The 14,653-nt window shown below is 43.6% G+C and carries 15 protein-coding genes and 1 riboswitch; of the genes, 13 read left to right on the top strand and 2 right to left on the bottom strand.

Annotated features, from left to right (window positions below):
- Nucleotides 1-34: 34 nt before the first annotated feature.
- Nucleotides 35-904, bottom strand: coding sequence for a helix-turn-helix domain-containing protein (locus BN3282_RS02500; protein ID WP_059066553.1), 870 nt, complete (start codon nucleotides 902-904; stop codon nucleotides 35-37).
- Nucleotides 901-1,662: an IclR family transcriptional regulator gene (locus BN3282_RS02505; RefSeq protein ID WP_059066554.1), complete on the bottom strand. Its 762-nt coding sequence runs from the start codon at nucleotides 1,660-1,662 to the stop codon at nucleotides 901-903. Before BN3282_RS02505 ends, BN3282_RS02500 begins: the two co-directional genes overlap by 4 nt.
- A gap of 207 nt (nucleotides 1,663-1,869) precedes the next feature.
- On the opposite strand from BN3282_RS02505, the gene BN3282_RS02510 reads away from it, so the two are divergent.
- From BN3282_RS02510 to BN3282_RS02565, 13 genes are all read left to right on the top strand, one after another.
- Entirely contained in the window at nucleotides 1,870-2,511 is a 642-nt protein-coding gene (locus BN3282_RS02510; protein ID WP_059066555.1) for a bifunctional 4-hydroxy-2-oxoglutarate aldolase/2-dehydro-3-deoxy-phosphogluconate aldolase, read from the top strand.
- Nucleotide 2,512: 1 nt separating this feature from the next.
- Complete coding sequence (locus tag BN3282_RS02515) at nucleotides 2,513-3,538, top strand: sugar kinase (protein WP_059066556.1); 1,026 nt, start codon at nucleotides 2,513-2,515, stop codon at nucleotides 3,536-3,538.
- A 91-nt stretch (nucleotides 3,539-3,629) separates the two neighbouring features.
- Nucleotides 3,630-4,652 carry a sugar kinase gene (locus BN3282_RS02520; RefSeq protein ID WP_059066557.1) on the top strand — a complete coding sequence of 341 codons (1,023 nt, stop codon included), beginning with the start codon at nucleotides 3,630-3,632 and terminating at the stop codon, nucleotides 4,650-4,652.
- Nucleotides 4,653-4,798: 146 nt separating this feature from the next.
- Nucleotides 4,799-5,245, top strand: coding sequence for a hypothetical protein (locus BN3282_RS02525; protein ID WP_059066558.1), 447 nt, complete (start codon nucleotides 4,799-4,801; stop codon nucleotides 5,243-5,245).
- A 122-nt stretch (nucleotides 5,246-5,367) separates the two neighbouring features.
- Nucleotides 5,368-5,886: a shikimate kinase gene (locus tag BN3282_RS02530; protein ID WP_059066559.1), complete on the top strand. Its 519-nt coding sequence runs from the start codon at nucleotides 5,368-5,370 to the stop codon at nucleotides 5,884-5,886.
- Between the two features lie 236 nt (nucleotides 5,887-6,122).
- Complete coding sequence (locus BN3282_RS02535) at nucleotides 6,123-7,415, top strand: UDP-N-acetylglucosamine 1-carboxyvinyltransferase (protein WP_059066560.1); 1,293 nt, start codon at nucleotides 6,123-6,125, stop codon at nucleotides 7,413-7,415.
- A gap of 127 nt (nucleotides 7,416-7,542) precedes the next feature.
- Nucleotides 7,543-7,668: a hypothetical protein gene (locus BN3282_RS15385; RefSeq protein ID WP_278308705.1), complete on the top strand. Its 126-nt coding sequence runs from the start codon at nucleotides 7,543-7,545 to the stop codon at nucleotides 7,666-7,668.
- An 11-nt stretch (nucleotides 7,669-7,679) separates the two neighbouring features.
- Nucleotides 7,680-9,113, top strand: a complete 1,434-nt coding sequence (locus BN3282_RS02540) for a CapA family protein (RefSeq protein WP_242866576.1) — start codon at nucleotides 7,680-7,682, stop codon at nucleotides 9,111-9,113.
- A 96-nt stretch (nucleotides 9,114-9,209) separates the two neighbouring features.
- Nucleotides 9,210-9,310, top strand: a riboswitch (SAM riboswitch).
- 144 nt (nucleotides 9,311-9,454) lie between these two features.
- Nucleotides 9,455-10,645: a methionine adenosyltransferase gene (gene metK / locus BN3282_RS02545; RefSeq protein WP_059066561.1), complete on the top strand. Its 1,191-nt coding sequence runs from the start codon at nucleotides 9,455-9,457 to the stop codon at nucleotides 10,643-10,645.
- A gap of 180 nt (nucleotides 10,646-10,825) precedes the next feature.
- On the top strand, nucleotides 10,826-11,881 hold the full coding sequence (locus BN3282_RS02550) for a sensor histidine kinase (RefSeq protein WP_059066562.1): 1,056 nt from the start codon (nucleotides 10,826-10,828) through the stop codon (nucleotides 11,879-11,881).
- The gene (locus tag BN3282_RS02555) at nucleotides 11,874-12,566 is read left to right on the top strand and encodes a response regulator transcription factor (protein ID WP_059066563.1); all 693 of its coding nucleotides are present in this window, start codon (nucleotides 11,874-11,876) and stop codon (nucleotides 12,564-12,566) included. The genes BN3282_RS02550 and BN3282_RS02555 overlap by 8 nt, the downstream gene beginning before the upstream one ends.
- Entirely contained in the window at nucleotides 12,566-13,981 is a 1,416-nt protein-coding gene (locus BN3282_RS02560; protein ID WP_059066564.1) for a TrkH family potassium uptake protein, read from the top strand. The genes BN3282_RS02555 and BN3282_RS02560 overlap by 1 nt, the downstream gene beginning before the upstream one ends.
- Before the next feature lie 13 nt (nucleotides 13,982-13,994).
- Nucleotides 13,995-14,645: a potassium channel family protein gene (locus BN3282_RS02565; protein WP_059066565.1), complete on the top strand. Its 651-nt coding sequence runs from the start codon at nucleotides 13,995-13,997 to the stop codon at nucleotides 14,643-14,645.
- Nucleotides 14,646-14,653 lie beyond the last annotated feature (8 nt).

Genomic DNA, 14,653 nt, shown 5'->3' on the forward strand with positions numbered 1-14,653 from the left:
GTTGCAAAGTCTTTTGATGGAGCAAAGCTCCCGTTTAGCTTTGCGTTTGTATATGCCGGCCTTCTCTGGGAGAAAAACCGAATTCTTTTTTAAATGCACGATAAAAGCTGGAATATTCTTTAAAGCCGAATTTGAGGTAGACCTCGCTGATGTTTTCTCCGCTTTGTATTGCGTTTTGGCAGGCAGCAAGCCGCTTTTTTAAGATATACTGGTGCACAGAGAGACCCATATTTTCTTTGAATACATGTGCGATATGGTATTTGCTTAAATAAAATATTTCGGAGAGTTTTTCGAGAGAGAGATCTTCTTCTATATGGTCTTCAATGTAATACAGGAGGTTTTGATACAGATTTTGTCTGCCTCTGACCTCTTTAGGATTTTCCTGTTCATGGGCCTGACGGTTTAAATGGAGCAGAAGATCATTTACGCAGAGGGAAACCTGTGCCGCATGACCAAAACGATCAGAACGGCTCTCCTCGATCAGACGTAGTACCTTGGACTGTACAGCATTAAAGGCAATGACATCATTATGAAAAATATAACGTTTCATGACCTGCGCACGCTGCATTAAATAGAGATAGTCCGGGGAAAGGGAGAGCAGACGGCTGCAATACTCTTCACTGATCCAGAGCACAAAGCGGCGATAAGGCTGTTCATGACTGTTTATGATGGCATAATGGTGTACTTTCGGCGGGATAAGGACAACATCCCCCTGTTTTAGAAGAAAGGAGGAGTCTTCTATGATCATTGTTACGTCTCCCTCCAGGAAAAAATAAAATTCATAGTACGTATGCGCGTGATTTTCTACTCTGTTCAAATGACGGGTACTATAATAATAGATCTCAAAATCTCGTGACAACATATACTGCCGGGTACTGAAGGCGGTCTGAAGATTTTTTTTCATGGGCACAGCTCACTTTCCATCTGTTCTTTTGTTTTTAGCACATAGTGGGACAATTCTTGGATACGGTCATTATCCATGCGGTTGACTGGCGCGGAAATACTGAAAGCATAGCGTACTTTACCTGCGTGGTCTTTTAAACTTGCGGCGATACAGCGGACGCCAGTCTCGTTTTCTTCGTTATCCAGTGCATATCCCCGTTTACGGACGTCAGATAGGTTCTCTTTAAATTGTTCAAAATTTGTGATCGTATAAGGCGTCATGCGGACAATGGAGCTTCTTTCCCAGATATCCCTTACTTCCTGCTCAGGAAGGTGAGCGGCGATCGCTTTGCCGACACCAGAACAATAAAGAGGAATACGGCTGCCGATCCTGGATACCATCTGGATCCCGTTGGTGAAAGATTCTACCTTATCTATATAGACGGCGTCCAGACCATCTCGTTCCACAAAGTGGACCGTCTCTTTTGTGTTTTCCACCAAATCTCTTAAATGCGGACGGACAAGATTGACAATGTCCACTTTGCCCATGATCTTATTAGACATGTCTACAATTTTAAAGGTAGGTTCATATTTGCCGTTCACTTCATTTTGCCTCGCATATCCCATATAAATGAGAGAATTTAAAACTCTGTGTACGGTACTTTTATTTAGCTGCAGGCTGCTGCTGATCTCCATCAGACCAAGAGAACCTTTATCAGCCAAAAGCTCCAGCGTCTCAAAAAGCCTGCCGGCAACCTGGATTGGATTCTTGGTTTCCATAAAAAACACCTCTGTTTCACAATATGAAACAAATTTTATCATATTTTCGAAGTTCGCGCAACTGTTACTTATTCACAAAAGAAATGGCTGTATTTTAAGCAATTTTGATACTTGACTTTTTGCTTTCCGTGAGTATACTAATAAGTATGATGTATCACATCGTGGAACATATTTTCATATTATGAAACTATTGAAGGAGAAATGAAAATGAACGAAGTATTAAAACAAATCGGTGAGATCGGTATTGTTCCAGTAGTTGTTTTAAATGACGCAAAAGACGCAGAGCCTCTCGCACAGGCTCTTTGTGACGGAGGACTTCCATGTGCGGAAGTGACATTCCGTACGGATGCGGCAGAAGAGTCTATCCGTATTATGGCAGAAAAATTTCCGAATATGCTGGTGGGGGCAGGTACTGTGCTGACAACAGAGCAGGTGGATCGTGCAGTAGCAGCAGGCGCAAAGTTTATTGTGAGCCCCGGATTGAATCCGAAGGTTGTAAAATATTGTGTAGAGAAAAATATCCCGATCACACCGGGATGTGCAAACCCAAGCGATGTAGAGCAGGCTTTGGAAAATGGTCTGGAAGTTGTAAAATTTTTCCCGGCAGAACAGGCAGGCGGACTTGCTTATATTAAAGCGATCGCTGCTCCGTATGTAGGAATGAAATTTATGCCTACAGGCGGAATTAATCCAAAGAATGTAAAAGAGTATCTTGCGTGCGATAAGATCCATGCCTGCGGCGGCAGCTGGATGGTAAAAGGTGATCTGGTAAAGGCTGGAGAATTTGACAAGATCAGAGAACTTGTAAAAGAAGCAGTAGAAATTGTAAAAGAAAGCAGAGGAAAATAAAATGGCAAAGAAAGTAATTACATTTGGTGAAATTATGTTGAGACTGGCTCCGGAAGGATATTACCGTTTTGTACAGGCAGATACTTTTGGCGCTACTTATGGCGGAGGAGAAGCAAATGTTGCGGTTTCTCTGGCAAACTATGGCTTTGATGCAAAATTTGTTACAAAGCTGCCAAAACATGAGATTGGACAGGCAGCAGTGAATTCCTTGAGAAAGTATGGAGTAGATACTTCTTATATTGCGCGCGGCGGCGACAGAGTAGGAATCTACTTCCTGGAAAAAGGTGCTTCACAGCGTCCGTCTAAAGTTATCTATGATCGTGCAAATTCTTCGATCGCGACAGCAAGTGCTTCAGACTTTAACTGGAAAGAGATTTTTGACGGCGCAGAATGGTTCCATTTCACAGGCATTACACCGGCGTTGAATGACGACGTGGCAGCAATTTGTCTGGAAGCATGTAAAGCGGCAAAAGAAGCAGGTGTTACCGTTTCCTGCGACTTGAACTACAGAAATAAATTATGGTCTAAAGAAAAAGCAGGTCAAGTAATGGGAGAACTTTGCCAGTATGTAGACGTATGTATCGCAAATGAAGAAGACGCAGCAGATGTATTTGGAATTAAAGCAGCTGATACAGACGTAACAAAGGGTGAAGTAAATCACGAAGGATATAAAGATGTTGCAAAACAGCTGGCTGATAGATTTGGCTTTTCTAAAGTTGCGATCACACTTCGTGAGTCGGTATCTGCAAATGACAATAATTGGTCAGCTATGTTATATGATGGAAAAGACTACTATTTCAGCAAAAAATATAAAATGCACATTGTAGACCGTGTAGGCGGTGGAGACAGCTTTGGAGGCGGTCTGATATGTGCTTCCTTAAACGGATATGATTCTCAGGCTACGATCGAGTTTGCAGTTGCGGCTTCCTGCCTGAAACATTCTATAGAGGGAGACTTCAACATGGTATCTATGGATGAAGTTCTCAAACTGGCAGGCGGAGATGGATCCGGACGTGTCCAGAGATAATGAACCAGCTAACCCATTTTAAATAAAATAGATTAAGTCGAGAGATGCTGTCTGCCATGCAGCATCTCTAATAATATACGGAGGTAGGAACATGAATAAATCATTTGATCTGCTGGCGCTGGGAGAAGTATTGCTGCGCCTGTCACCACCGAGCAATGAGCGGCTGGTACGCGGAGAAACACTGCAAAAGCAAGTAGGAGGAGCCGAGCTGAATGTTGTGTCAGGCGTATCTTTGTTAGGACTTAGGACCGGAATCATCTCAAAGCTCCCGGCAAACGATATTGGTACTTATGCAAAAAATAGGATCCGTTTCTGTGGCGTCAGCGATGATTATCTTGTATACGACAATTCTCATGACGCACGTTTAGGAGTCTATTATTATGAAAACGGGGCATATCCGAGAAAGCCGGGGATCGTCTATGACCGTGTATATACCTCTGTAAATAAAATAGATGTTTCTGATTTTTCTGAGGAATTGTTTTCCTCTGCCCGCTGTTTCCATACGAGTGGGATCACATTAGCTTTGAGCAGACAGTGCCGGGATACGGCGATAGAAATGATGAAAAGATTTAAAGAGGCAGGCGCGTGGATTTCTTTTGATGTGAATTTCCGTGGAAACCTCTGGACCGGAGATGAGGCGCGGGAATGTATTGAGCAGATACTGCCCTATGTGGATATTTTCTTTTGCTCAGAGGATACGGCGCGTCTGACGTTTTTGAAAGAAGGAGATGCAAAAACGATCATGAAGAGTTTTACGGAAGAATATCCGATCTCCATCGTCGCCTCTACACAGCGGATCGTTCACAGTCCGAAAGTCCACACATTCGGTTCTGTTATTTATGACGCACGTAAGGACAAATTTTACGAAGAAGAACCATACCGCAATATTGAAGTAGTAGATCGCATCGGCAGTGGGGATGCATATGTATCCGGCGTTCTGTACGGACTTCTGTCAGAACCTGACGACTGTCAGCGGGCTCTGGAAATAGGAAATGCGACAAGCGCTGTGAAGAATACCATTCCGGGAGATTTGCCATCTTCAGATCTGCGGGAGATAGAGACAGTTATAAAGACACATAAAGCAGTAGGACCACAGCTGGAAATGGCAAGATAATAGAATATAAATTTAACGAAGCAACAAGCAGTTCTTTTCGCACTGCTTGTTGCTTCGTTAAATTTATATTCTGTTTATTATCTGCACGTATAGAGCGGCATAGGCATATATTGTTCATATAATGTCGGAATGGAAGTGTAGGAAATATGAGTCGCAAACTGCCTTATTACATGGCATATCCTCTGCCATTTGTCTATGATGATGACAAAATGGAAAGAAGGGATATGGAGTACATGAAAAGTATGTATCCGAATATTCCTAAGAAGATACTGCCCTACGTGGAAGAAGAATGTGATCGATCAGAGTATGAGAACAGTATGATATATGACGAGTATCCAGATAAACTGCAGCTTCGTATGATGTGTAGTCGGATCTATGAAAATGTGCTGAAAAATGAAAAACTATTTTATGGGACAGAATATGCAGAGATGCTCTCTGCTGAAAGACGGAAGGAGCCGATGGAACAGGATCTGGCGATGCCAAGTTTAGGGGTTGGAGAGAACTGGCTGCGGGATATGATAGAAGTGATGCTGTACCAGGAATTGTACAGACGCCGCTGTGATCACCGGAGGTGTCAGCGTCGATTTTACTAATAAAAAAAAGTATGCTATACTAAAAAAAATTATTTTCATTCGGACATTCCGCAATATTTGTCATTAGAGAGGGAATCGTCTAAAAGGAAATAATAAACGGGACATAAAAGGATGGAATACATATGAAGAAAAACCTTATCTTTATTGGGATGCCGGCAGTGGGAAAGAGTACGGTCGGCGTTGTAGTGGCGAAAAGGCTTGGCAAGCAATTTATTGATACAGATCTGTTGATCCAGAAGCAAGAAAAGAAACTGCTCCGTGAGATTATAGAAGAGGTAGGAGAGAAAGGCTTTTTAAAAATAGAAAATCAGGTAAACAGAGATGTAAACGCGGAAAATTCTGTGATCTCACCGGGAGGAAGCGTTGTCTACTGTGAAGAGGCCATGCGGCATTTTAAAGAGATTGGTATTATTGTATATTTACAAGCTTCTTATCAAACAATAAAAAAGAGGATACGAAACCCTAAAAAAAGAGGGGTCGTATTGCGGGAAGGCCAGACATTGCAGGATTTGTATGATGAGAGAGTGAAATATTTTGAAAAATACGCGGACATTATAGTAAGCGAGGACAGCTGTCAGATCGAAGAGACGATCGAGAATGTTCTTGAACAAGTTGAAAAATATGAAAATGGTCAAAATTAACTTAAAATAGTTACATGGAGAAAAATGATTTTACAAAAATCGTTTTTGTGGTATAATGTCACAGTGTATTATGAAATAAAACGGCAAAAAATATATTTTAGCAGACGAAACATATTCCCTTGAAGGGCATGCATTGTATAATATACCTGCTGGGGATGCCTGTAAGAATATAAACGGATATAGATGAGTAAAGCAGGAGAATATACGAAAATAATATCGAATGATCGAGGTGCAAGATGGAGCAATATATTATCAAAGGCGGCAATCCGCTTGTGGGTGAAGTGGAAATAGGCGGCGCCAAGAATGCGGCTTTAGCGATTTTGGCGGCAGCCATTATGACGGACGAAACAGTTCTGATCGATAACCTGCCGGATGTAAATGACATTAATGTTATGTTGGAAGCAATCAGCGGGATTGGAGCTACTGTACAGCGGCTGGACAGACATACAGTTAAGATCAATGGAAGCGCTATCGGTAGTTTTAATATCGAATATGATTATATCAAGAAGATAAGAGCGTCCTACTATTTATTGGGGGCGCTGCTTGGAAAGTATAAAAGAGCAGAGGTGGCTCTTCCCGGGGGATGTAATATAGGGAGCCGACCGATCGATCAGCATCTGAAAGGTTTCCGAGCCCTGGGTGCGGATGTAGATATTGAACACGGGAAGATCGTGGCAGATGCGGAGCAGCTTCGGGGTACGCATCTATATTTTGACGTTGTCTCTGTTGGAGCGACGATCAATGTCATGATGACCGCAGCGATGGCAGATGGAATCACAATCATGGAAAATGTAGCGAAAGAACCGCATGTTGTAGATGTTGCTAACTTTTTAAACAGTATGGGAGCAAATATCCGGGGCGCAGGGACAGATGTGATTAAGATCCGCGGCGTGAAGACACTTCACAAATCAGAATATTCCATTATACCGGATCAGATCGAAGCGGGGACTTTTATGTTTGCCGCAGCCTGTACAAAAGGGGATGTGACAGTTTTAAATGTGATCCCAAAACATTTAGATGCGACAATCTCTAAATTGGTCGATATTGGATGTGAAGTGGAAGAGTTTGATGATGCAGTAAGAGTAGTCGCAAAGAAGAGACTTAGAAGCACACAGGTGAAAACGCTGCCATATCCAGGATATCCGACAGATATGCAGCCGCAGATCGGAGTGGCGCTGGCACTTGCGGAGGGAACCAGTACGATCACAGAGAGTATTTTTGAAAACAGATTTAAATATCTGGATGAATTGGCGAGAATGGGGGCAGCTATCAAAGTAGAAGGAAATTCTGCTACCATTGAAGGTGTAGAGAAATTTTCGGGTGCGAGAGTCAGTGCGCCGGATCTTAGAGCGGGAGCAGCACTCTGCATCGCAGGACTTGCGACAGACGGGATCACCATTATAGATGATATCGTATATATTCAGAGAGGATACGAATGTTTTGAACAGAAACTGCAAAGTTTGGGCGGTATGATCGAAAAAGTATCCAGCGAGAAAGAAATACAAAAATTTAAGCTGAAGGTTGGCTGATGCTTAAGCTGAAATGTCGGAAAAAATTCAGTATGGATTTCAAAAAACAGATAGAACGTGTAGTACTTAACTGTATGGATACAGAAAAAGTGCTGCACGTTTTTGCATTGTACGCAAAACATATCGTATGTGTACATTTTTGACAGAAGAACTTGCGGCATCAGCAGTGGACAAAGTATTGACTTTTATGTACCGGAATGGGAAAATCTATAACAGAAGGGTACAGATTTACCAAGCATCGACAAAGAGATAAGAGGGAGGAAAATGATGGAAGGCGGAAGATACAGCAGAGAGCGGCGCGAGGCAATGCGCAGAAGGCGAGCAAGACAGGTAAGGAAGCAGATGGCAGTGCTAGGAGGGGGGATTCTGGTTTTTGTTCTGGCAGTTTCGGTTGTCGGTGTAAATATATATAAAAATTCAAAAGAAAAAAAGCAGCGCGCACTTGTTAAAAGTGCTGTAGAATCCTGCTATGGGGCATTTGCCGCAGCAAAACAGGAGACTGTTCAGACTGCTGATGTAGACAAAGAAGAAGCGGATTTTGCGGATTGGTTTATCAAGCAGTATTCTCAGCAGGCGAAAGGGGTACTTTTAGAAAAGGCAGAAAAAGGGAAGATCACACAGAAAGATATCTATGAGGCGACTGGAGAGACTTTACAGGTACTAGAAGACAGGAGAAAAGGATGGCTTGCGGACGAGCAGACAGCAGAGGAACATCAGATCTACTTGCGGGAAAGCAAGGGAAAGAAAAAGGCAGAGATAACTGTGGCAGGAGATATCTGTTTTGCAGAGGATGGTTTCGTGCTTGACCATTATGATGAGACAGAAGGATTAGAAGCCTGCATTTCTCCTGAAATTTTAGACATGACAACACAGGCAGATGTATTTTATTTGAATCATGAATATTGTGTCAGTGAAAGGGGAGAGCCTCTGGAAGGAAAACTATATACATTCAGAGCTAAGCCGGAGCGTATGGAACTTTTGCATCAGATGGGGACAGATCTGGTCTCTCTTGCCAATAACCACGTATATGATTACGGTGAGGAGGCTCTCTTAGATACGCTGGAGTATTTGGATGGAGCAAAATTGCCTTATGTGGGGGGCGGAAAAGATAAAGAGGAAGCTGTACGGCCGGTATATTTTATCGTGAATGGAATCAAGATCGGTTTTGTGGCGGCGACAAATGCGGAGATTGTATATTATACGCCTGCAGCTACGGAAGATTCCCCGGGCGTATTGGAGGCGTATGATACGACAGAATATAAGCAGATCATCAAAGAAGCCTCCCAGGAATGCGATTATCTGATCGCCTATATTCATTGGGGACCGGAGGACACAAATCAGTATGCAGATTATCAGACAGAGCAGGGGCGCGAATTTCTTGCCTCCGGAGCAGATATTGTGGTCGGCGGACATCCGCATGTACTGCAAGGGATCGAATACGCAGACGGAAAACCGATCATATACAGTATGGGAGATTTTTGGTTCAATGATGAGACGAAATATACGGGACTCTTAAAGCTGGAGATCACGTATGATGGTCTGCAAGAGATGTCTTTTGTCCCTTGCCTGCAGACTGGGTATACGACGCAGTACATAAGCGACAAGGCTGAACAAAGAGAGATGTATGATTTTCTGCAAGGGCTTTCTCCAAATGCGGTCATTGATGATGCAGGAGTGATCACGCAGAAAAACGAATAGCAGATTTCAGCCAAATGATAAAATACATATTGACATTTTCCCTGATACAGTGTAAAGTTCCTATTGAACCAAATAAAATGAAATAGTGTAAACTTTCTCTTATTCAGAGCAGTGGAGACACAAAGGGTCTGGGAAGCTGCGGCAACCCCTTCATTTAAGGAAGGTGCCAACCTGAGCGAGTAATCGAACAATAAGAGGATTGTTATGAGATAACGACAGTCCGCTTTGTGTGGGCTGTTTTTGTTGGCGGGAATTTGTACAGCGTCTCCTGGAAAGGAAGCTGTCCATATCCAGACGAAAACAGGACATACAGGAGAGAAAGTGAAGAAAGGAGTTGTACTATGGAAAAAGTATTGTTTACATCTGAATCGGTAACAGAAGGACATCCGGATAAAATGTGCGATCAGATCTCCGATGCGATCCTGGACGCTTTGATGGAACAGGATCCTATGAGCCGTGTGGCATGTGAGACATGCTGTACGACGGGTCTGGTGATGGTAATGGGTGAGATTACGACCAATGCGTATGTGGATATTCCCAAAATCGTAAGAGAGACGGTGCGCGAGATTGGCTATACCAGAGGAAAATATGGGTTTGACGCAGATACATGCGGCGTTGTCACGACTATTGACGAGCAGTCGGCAGATATTGCTCTTGGAGTAGATAAAGCTCTGGAGGCAAAAGAACATATAATGGAGGAGCAGGATATTGAGGCGATCGGCGCCGGAGATCAAGGGATGATGTTCGGATATGCTTCTGATGAAACGGAGGAATATATGCCTTATCCGATTGCTATGGCACATAAACTAGCACGGCAGCTTACCAAGGTGCGCAAGGATGGGACTCTTGCCTATCTGCGTCCGGACGGAAAGACGCAGGTCACGGTGGAATACGACGAGGAAGGCATTCCTAAACGTTTGGATGCAGTCGTGCTTTCTACACAGCACGATCCGGATGTGACACAGGAGCAGATACACAAAGATATCAAAAAATACGTATTTGATGTGGTGATTCCGGAGACTATGATTGATGAAGAAACAAAATTTTTCATCAATCCTACAGGAAGGTTTGTAATAGGCGGCCCGCATGGAGACAGTGGCCTGACGGGTAGGAAGATCATTGTTGATACGTACGGTGGAATGGCAAGTCATGGAGGCGGCGCTTTTTCCGGTAAGGATTGTACAAAGGTGGACAGGTCTGCGGCATATGCGGCGAGATATGCGGCGAAAAATATTGTGGCAGCAGGGCTTGCAAAAAAATGTGAGATCCAGCTTTCGTATGCGATCGGAGTTGCCCAGCCGACTTCTGTTATGGTAAATACATATGGAACAGGAAAGATAGCAGACGCGGAACTGGTAAAAATCATAAGAGAGAATTTTGATCTGCGTCCGGCGGGTATCATCCAAATGTTGGATCTGCGTCGTCCAATCTATAAACAGACGGCTGCTTACGGGCATTTTGGACGTAACGATCTGAATCTTCCATGGGAAAAACTGGATAAAGTAGATGTACTGAAAAAATATATCGGATAATACCGTAAAGATATTGTAAAGGACTGTGGTTTGCGTATCCGAAATATTGAATTTAACATGCGCAGTATGGTATACTAAATCATTATAGGATTTAAACCAGGTGCGGATAAAAAGGCGGGCGCCGTTTGGAAGTGCCTGCCTTTTTCAGAATCCTATTATGAAAAAGGAAAGGAGCCGGCTATGAAATTAAAGACAAAATTGATCATTGCGTTTATGACAGTCATGATTCTTCCGACTATTTTTACGACAGTTGCGATGTATACATTTTCGTCGCGCAAGGTCAACGAGATCCAACAAATTTATCTCCTGATCGTATTTTTGACAGCAGCGCTTCTTATATACTGGATCTATCGTACTGTATCCGTACCATTGACAAAGCTGCAGCGGGCTGCGCGCAATATAAAGGAAGGAAACCTGGACTTTGAGATCAAGAGAGAGGCTGATGATGAAATCGGTCAGCTGTGCCAGGATTTTGAGGAGATGAGATTGCGCCTGAAAGCAAACGCAGAGGAAAAGGTGGCATATGACAAGGAGAATAAAGAACTCATCAGCAATATATCCCATGATCTAAAAACGCCGATCACGGCGATCAAAGGGTATGTGGAAGGAATCATGGACGGAGTGGCGGATACCCCTGAAAAAATGGACAGGTATATCAAAACCATATATAATAAGGCTAATGAGATGGATCTGTTGATCAATGAGCTGACGCTGTATTCTAAAATAGATACAAACCGTATTCCGTATAATTTCACAACGATCTCGGCAAAAAATTATTTTGGAGATTGTGCAGAGGATTTATATATGGAATTAGAAGCGAAAGGCGTTCAATTTGTATACCGCAACTATGTGGAGACAGATTCTAAGGTGATCGTAGATCCGGAACAGCTTAGGCGGGTTATCAATAATATCGTTTCAAATTCCCTGAAATATATGGATAAGCCAAAGGGAAAGATTACGATGAATCTAAAGGACGTAGGGGATTTTATCCAGGTAGAACTAGGAGATAATGGAAAGGGGATCACGGCAAAAGATCTGCCCTATATATTTGACCGTTTTTACAGGACGGACGCTTCCAGAAATTCTTCAAAAGGAGGAAGCGGGATCGGACTTTCCATTGTAAAAAAGATCGTAGAAGAACATGGCGGAAATATCTGGGCGACCAGTGAAGAAGGGGTTGGAACGACCATGTATTTTGTAGTAAGAAAATATCAGGAGGTACCGATGGATGAGTAAACGTATTTTGATCGTGGAAGATGAAGAAAGCATCGCAGAACTGGAACGAGATTATTTGGAATTAAGCGGTTTTGAAGTAGAGGTTGCGACAGATGGAGAAGTTGGCCTGCAAAAAGGGCTGGATGAAGATTTTGATCTTATCATCCTGGATCTGATGCTCCCGGGAGTAGATGGGTTTGAAATCTGCCGTCAGGTGCGCGATCAGAAAAACACGCCGATCATCATGGTGTCGGCGAAAAAAGACGATATTGATAAAATACGGGGACTTGGATTGGGTGCGGATGATTATATGACGAAACCTTTCAGTCCAAGTGAACTGGTGGCGCGTGTAAAGGCACATCTTGCGAGATATGAACGTCTGATAGGCAGTACGGCAGAAGAAAATGAGATTATAGAAATACGCGGTCTGAAGATCGATACAACAGCAAGACGGGTATGGGTCAACGGAGAAGAACGCTCTTTTACAACGAAAGAGTTCGATCTTCTTACATTTCTTGCAAAACATCCAAACCATGTATATACAAAAGAAGAATTGTTCCGGGAGATATGGGACATGGAATCGATCGGGGATATTGCGACCGTGACTGTGCATATTAAGAAAATAAGGGAAAAAATAGAGTATGATACCTCACACCCGCAGTATATCGAGACGATTTGGGGCGTGGGTTATCGGTTTAAGGTATAATGGACACGAAGCAATATAGTGATAAAAAATATGAAAATCACAAAAAAACAATGAAAAAATTGAGACTTACGACTATGCAAAGGATTGCCATGGGCTTTTTAGGCATTATTTTGCTGGGCGGCGTACTTTTATGGCTGCCGATCTGCAACCAGAAGCCGATCGCATTTTTTGACTCTCTCTTTACATCCGTTTCTGCAGTCTGCGTGACAGGACTTGTGACGATCGTTCCGGCGGAACAGTTCACCCTTTTGGGAAAACTGGTTTTGCTGCTTCTGATCCAGATCGGAGGTCTGGGAGTCATTGCGTGTACAATCGCATTTTTTCTGGCTCTTCGCCGCAGGATCACGATGAAAGAGCGGGTGGTGATACAGCAGGCGTATGGATTGGATACACTGACAGGTCTTGTCAGGTTTATCATCCGCATTTTAAAAGGAACACTGCTCATAGAAGGAATAGGAGCAGTCTTGTTTTCTTTGCAGTTTATCCCAGAATATGGAGTGTATCCCGGAATAGGATATGGTATTTTCCATGCAATCTCCGCATTTTGCAATGCGGGAATAGACATATTAGGGCAGAATAGTTTTATTGACTATGTGGGCTCCCCGCTTGTAAATCTTACGACGATGTTTTTGATCGTGATGGGCGGATTAGGTTTTCCTGTATGGCATGATATCCACGTCAATACGAAAAAAGTGCTGAAGGGAAGAAAGCCAAAAGGCAGACTGATAAAAAGGCTGGGACTGCAGAGCAAAATCGTGCTGACCATGACAGCGGCGCTGCTTTTGCTGGGAACTGCCGGCTTTTTCCTTTTAGAATACAATAATCCGGAGACAATGAAGAATTTTAGCCTGGGGCAGAAACTGATGGCTTCTGGATTCCAGTCTGTTACAACAAGGACAGCCGGTTTTGCGGCAGTGCCGCAGGGAGGCCTTACAGAAGGTTCTAAGCTTTTGGGGTGTGTTCTAATGTTTATCGGTGGCTCCCCTGCCGGAACCGCAGGCGGTGTTAAGACGACTACAATAGCAATGCTGCTTTTGACAGCTCTGTCTGTCTTGAGAGGCAGGAAGGACACGGAGTGCTTTGGAAGAAAGCTGGATGACTCGATCGTTCGTTCCGGTATTACGATCACACTGGTGACTTTTTTATTTTGGCTTATTGGAACAGGGGTGATCACTGTGCTGGAGCCGAGGGCAGAGTATCTGGATATTATGTATGAGACAACGTCCGCGATCGGTACAGTGGGATTGTCTGCGGATCTGACACCGTCTCTTTCGAGGGCGAGCCAGGTCGTGCTGATGATATTGATGTATGCAGGCAGAATCGGTCCCATGACGATGGCGTTAGTATTTGCGGGAAAGGCAAGGGCAGGCACGCAGTTCAGAGAACTGCCGGAGAAACGGATTATGTTAGGATAGGAGAACACAAAATATGAGAAAGCAGTTTGCTGTGTTTGGATTGGGAAGTTTTGGATGGAGTGTGGCTTTGACACTGGAGAGTCTTGGATGTGACGTGCTGGTGGTAGACAAGTCCTATGAAAAAATACAAGAGATAGCAGATCAAGTGTCCTATGCAATGCGGGCAGATGTGGCTGATCCGGAGGCAATGCAGGCGCTTGGAGGACGGAACTTGGACGGGGCTGTAGTGGCCATATCAGAAAGTCTGGAAGCAAGTATCATGGCAACGATGCTGAGCAAAGAGATGGGGATTCCCTATGTGCTGGCAAAAGCACAGGACAACCTGCAGGGTACGATCCTTGAAAAAGTAGGTGCAGATTCTGTTGTTTATCCCGAAAGGGAGATGGGAAGCCGGGTGGCGAAGAATCTGGTGTCGAATACATTTTCCGACTGGATCGAACTCTCGTCAGAATACAGTATGGCAGAAAGCAAAGTACCTGAAAAATGGGTGGGAAGGAGCCTTTCTGAATTAAAGGTTCGAGAAAAATATGGAATCAATGTGGTTGGGATCATCCAGAATGAGCAGGTAAATGTAACGTTTGATCCGCATGCGCCGCTTCCTGAGGACGGGATCTTGATCATTATAGGAGCAACTTCTGTATTGGAAAGATTTCATATGGAATAACAGGGTGA

It is taken from the genome of Mediterraneibacter massiliensis (genome assembly GCF_001487105.1).
Taxonomy (GTDB): Bacteria; Bacillota; Clostridia; order Lachnospirales; family Lachnospiraceae; genus Mediterraneibacter; species Mediterraneibacter massiliensis.

Bases quoted from the DNA above. Each gene is read 5' to 3' on its own strand.
- BN3282_RS02500 (WP_059066553.1), bottom strand. From the start codon at position 904: ATGAAAAAAAATCTTCAGACCGCCTTCAGTACCCGGCAGTATATGTTG.
- BN3282_RS02505 (WP_059066554.1), bottom strand. From the start codon at position 1,662: ATGGAAACCAAGAATCCAATCCAGGTTGCCGGCAGGCTTTTTGAGACG.
- BN3282_RS02510 (WP_059066555.1), top strand. From the start codon at position 1,870: ATGAACGAAGTATTAAAACAAATCGGTGAGATCGGTATTGTTCCAGTA.
- BN3282_RS02515 (WP_059066556.1), top strand. From the start codon at position 2,513: ATGGCAAAGAAAGTAATTACATTTGGTGAAATTATGTTGAGACTGGCT.
- BN3282_RS02520 (WP_059066557.1), top strand. From the start codon at position 3,630: ATGAATAAATCATTTGATCTGCTGGCGCTGGGAGAAGTATTGCTGCGC.
- BN3282_RS02525 (WP_059066558.1), top strand. From the start codon at position 4,799: ATGAGTCGCAAACTGCCTTATTACATGGCATATCCTCTGCCATTTGTC.
- BN3282_RS02530 (WP_059066559.1), top strand. From the start codon at position 5,368: ATGAAGAAAAACCTTATCTTTATTGGGATGCCGGCAGTGGGAAAGAGT.
- BN3282_RS02535 (WP_059066560.1), top strand. From the start codon at position 6,123: ATGGAGCAATATATTATCAAAGGCGGCAATCCGCTTGTGGGTGAAGTG.
- BN3282_RS15385 (WP_278308705.1), top strand. From the start codon at position 7,543: ATGTGTACATTTTTGACAGAAGAACTTGCGGCATCAGCAGTGGACAAA.
- BN3282_RS02540 (WP_242866576.1), top strand. From the start codon at position 7,680: ATGATGGAAGGCGGAAGATACAGCAGAGAGCGGCGCGAGGCAATGCGC.
- metK (WP_059066561.1), top strand. From the start codon at position 9,455: ATGGAAAAAGTATTGTTTACATCTGAATCGGTAACAGAAGGACATCCG.
- BN3282_RS02550 (WP_059066562.1), top strand. From the start codon at position 10,826: ATGAAATTAAAGACAAAATTGATCATTGCGTTTATGACAGTCATGATT.
- BN3282_RS02555 (WP_059066563.1), top strand. From the start codon at position 11,874: ATGAGTAAACGTATTTTGATCGTGGAAGATGAAGAAAGCATCGCAGAA.
- BN3282_RS02560 (WP_059066564.1), top strand. From the start codon at position 12,566: ATGGACACGAAGCAATATAGTGATAAAAAATATGAAAATCACAAAAAA.
- BN3282_RS02565 (WP_059066565.1), top strand. From the start codon at position 13,995: ATGAGAAAGCAGTTTGCTGTGTTTGGATTGGGAAGTTTTGGATGGAGT.